This is a genomic window from Microbacterium sp. P2_F9 (genome assembly GCF_056403635.1).
The window spans coordinates 1-3,420 of record NZ_JBFUFC010000291.1 but is presented as its reverse complement, the minus strand read 5'-3'; the positions used below and the strand labels follow the sequence as shown (position 1 = coordinate 3,420).

3 protein-coding genes are annotated in these 3,420 nt (G+C 68.7%); all 3 read right to left on the bottom strand.

What is annotated here, in order from left to right; translation table 11 throughout:
- Positions 1-1,102: D-mannonate dehydratase ManD (gene manD, locus AC1DVT_RS18940; RefSeq protein WP_477390799.1), on the bottom strand; the 1,102-nt coding region annotated here is incomplete at its 3' end.
- Positions 1,099-2,907 (bottom strand): beta-glucuronidase, encoded by a 1,809-nt coding sequence (gene uidA, locus AC1DVT_RS18935; RefSeq protein ID WP_477390797.1) that lies wholly within the window; start codon positions 2,905-2,907, stop codon positions 1,099-1,101. The genes uidA and manD, both read right to left, overlap by 4 nt.
- A 53-nt stretch (positions 2,908-2,960) precedes the next feature.
- A partial coding sequence (locus AC1DVT_RS18930; RefSeq protein ID WP_477390795.1) for a mannitol dehydrogenase family protein occupies positions 2,961-3,420 on the bottom strand: 460 nt, incomplete at its 5' end.

Sequence of the window (3,420 nt, the reverse complement as noted above, 5' to 3'; positions counted from 1 at the left end):
TCCAGGTGAAGGACTGCTCGAAGACCTGGTCGGTCTTGGCGCCGTGGCGCATGTACTCCTGGATGCCGAAGTTGTGGATCGACAGTCCGAGCTGCATCGCGGCCGCCATGCCGACTGGTGAGATGTCGGTCGGCCCATGCATGCCCGACTTGATCTGGTACATCGCGGCGTAGTCGAGGGTCTTCTTGAGCGGCGAGATACCGCCCATGTGCGTGACGGCACCGCGGACGTAGTCGATGAGCTGGTCGCGGATGATGTCCTTGAAGTCCCAGACCGTGTTGAAGATCTCGCCGATCGCCAGCGGAGTCGTGGTGTGCTGGCGCACCAGCCGCAGCGCCTCCTGGTTCTCGGCCGGGGTGCAGTCCTCGAGCCAGAACAGGTCGTACGGTTCCAGGCTCTTGCCGAGCTTGGCGGCCTGGATCGGCGTCATCCGGTGGTGGCCGTCGTGCAGGAGCGGGATGTCGGGGCCGAACTCGTTGCGGACCGCTTCGAACACCCCCGGCAGGTGGTGCAGGTACGACCGGGTGTCCCAGTCCTCCTCGACCGGCTTCGCGCCACGCCGGGCAGGTTCGTGGTCGTAGCGGGCTTCGCCGCCACCGGTGTCGGCCGCCTGCGAGGCGATCCCGTAGATCGCCTTGAGTCCTGGCACGCCGGTCTGGATGCGGATCGCCCGGTAGCCCTGCTCGAGGTGCGAGCGCACCGAGTCGAACAGCTCGGGCAGCTCCTTGCCCGACGCGTGTCCGTAGGCGAGCAGCCCGGTGCGGCTGGCGCCGCCGAGCAGCTGGTAGACCGGCATCCCGGCCGCTTTGCCCTTGATGTCCCACAGCGCCATGTCGACGGCGGCGATCGCGGCCATCGTCACCGGCCCACGGCGCCAGTATGCGGAGCGGTACAGGAACTGCCAGGTGTCCTCGATCTTCGCGGCATCCGACCCGATCAGCAGCGGCACCACATGCTCGGTGAGATAGGCGACCACCGCCAGCTCGCGGCCGTTGAGGGTCGCATCACCCAGCCCCGTCAGCCCGTCATCGGTCGTGAGCTTGAGCGTCACGAAGTTGCGGTCCGGGCTGGTGACGATGACCTCGGCCTTGTCGATGATCATGAGGGGTTCCCTTCTGTTGTGCCGGGTTTGCGGTTGCCGATCGCGCGCCAGCGATCCCGGAGGGCGAACGCCGCGGCCTTCGGCTTGCGGTCGCGGCTGAACACGCCCTTCTTGTTGCCGCCGACGCGGTGGATGCCGACGGAGGTCTCGAAGTCCGCGAAGTTCCACACCTGCTCCCCCACGAAGGCCGGGATGCTGTCGAACACGCGGTGGTTCATCGCGAGGTAGTCGCGCTGATACTCCTCGGTCCACGGCACGTCCCAGACGGAGTGGAGGCCCGAGAGCGTGTCTGCGCCGTACTCGGTCATCACGATCGGCTTGTCGTACTTCGCGGCCCACGCCTGCAGGTCTCCGCGCAGGTGCTGCTCCGCGGTCGCGAGGTCGCCGGTGGCGACGTACCAGCCGTAGTAGCGGTTCAGGCACAGGACGTCGAGGAGATCCGCGACACGATCGGTCTCGGATGTCGCGAACATCACATTGGCGATGGTGACCGGGCGGCTGGGGTCGAGCTCGCGTGTGAGCGCGATCAGCGGCTCGAAGTATTCGCGAGCGCCGTCCTCCTGCGATGCCGGCTCGTTCGCGACGCACCACATCACGACGCTGGGGTGGTTCTTGTCACGGGCGATGAGCTCGCGCAGGTGCTGCGCGTGCGCGGCGCGGGTGCCGGCGTTCATCGTGTCGGGCGAGAAGGTCGGCCGGGACGGTGCTCCCGTGATGCCCGCGGCGAGGGAGAGGTTCAGTCCGACGGCGGCGGTCTCGTCGATGACGACGATCCCATGCCGGTCCGCGTACTCGAGCACCTCCTCGGCATACGGGTAGTGCGACGTCCGGAACGAGTTCGCGCCGATCCAGTCCAGCAGCTCGAAATCATGGACGAGGTAGGCGTTGTCGTGACCCTTGCCGCGCACCGCGGCGTCCTCGTGCTTGCCGAACCCCGTGAAGTAGAACGGCTCCCCGTTGATCAGGAACTCCGCACCGCGAACCTCAACGGTGCGGATCCCGATCGGCAGGTGATACCCGTCGAGGACGGTCTCGCCGTCCACGACCTCCACCGTCAGGTCGTACAGGTAGGCGGCGCCCGGCTGCCAGAGGGTCGCTTCGGCGATCGAGAGCGAGCCGGATGATCCGGATGCCTCGGCAACGGCGGTGCCCGCGGCATCCGTCACCCGCACCCGCACCTCGCCGGCGCCTTCAGCCTGGACGGCATAGTTCACGATGCCCGTCGTGCCGTCGACGTCCGTGGTGACGGTGACGTCGGCGATGTGCGCGACCGGGGTGGAGTACAGCCACACCGAGCGGGCGAGGCCGGAGTAGTTGTAGAAGTCGTGCCCGTAGGTCTGCTTCTGCGCGCCGTCGGGACCGGTCGTCACCGTGCCGGGTGGGATCGTGATGTTCGTGAGCCGGTTGTCGACGCCGATCGTGAGCCGGAATGCCGTGCCGGCCTCGACGATCCCCGTGAGGTCCGCCTCGAACGGCGTGTAGCCGCCGATGTGGGTCGCGACGAGGCTGTCGTTCACGTAGACCTGGCCGGCATGGGTGGCTGCATCGACGCGGAGCACCATGCGCTCCCCCGCCCAGCCGCGCGGCACCTGCACAGTGCGCTGATACCAGACCACGCCGACGTGGTTGCGGATCGCCGGGTCGACGAAGAGGTCGTTGTAGCTGGCGGGCACCGCGGCCTCGAGGGATCCGGCGAGCGCGCCGGTCCACGGCGTTCCCTCGCGGTCGCCGGTGTCGAGCGCGAACCGCCATACGCCGTCGAGATTGACGAGGTCGCGGGCGGCGCCGGCCTGTGGCTTCAGCATCGAAGTTCTCCTGTGTCGTGCGGGCTCATGGCGGAACTCGGGTGTGAGTGCGATCAGTGGAGGGAGTCGGCGAGCGAAGCGACCGCGCGCTCGACCTCGGAGCAGAAGGCGGGATCGGCCCCCAGCTGCGCGTCGAGCACTGTCACGAGCCCCGCGGAGCCGGGGGTCTCCGCCCGGTCCGCGGGCAGCGGTGAGCGGCCCGCGCCGATCGACAGGATCCACGCGGCGATGACGGTCGCGCAGGCCGCAGCCGGGGCGCCGGCTGCGCGCTCGCGGAGCGCGACGGGCACGATGCGGAGCCGCAGCTTCGTGATCGAATCCGTGCTGATCTGGTCGAGGTGGTGCGCGATCCGGGGGTTGCGGAATCGCTCGAGCAGGGCTGCGCGGTAGTGCTCCAGACCGAGGTCGGGCAGGTGGCGGGCATCTTCGTCCCACAGTCGCTCCACGGTCGTGAGCACGACGGGGTCGGCGATCGCCTCGGCGACGAGCGCGTGGCCGCGCAGCCCCCCGAGC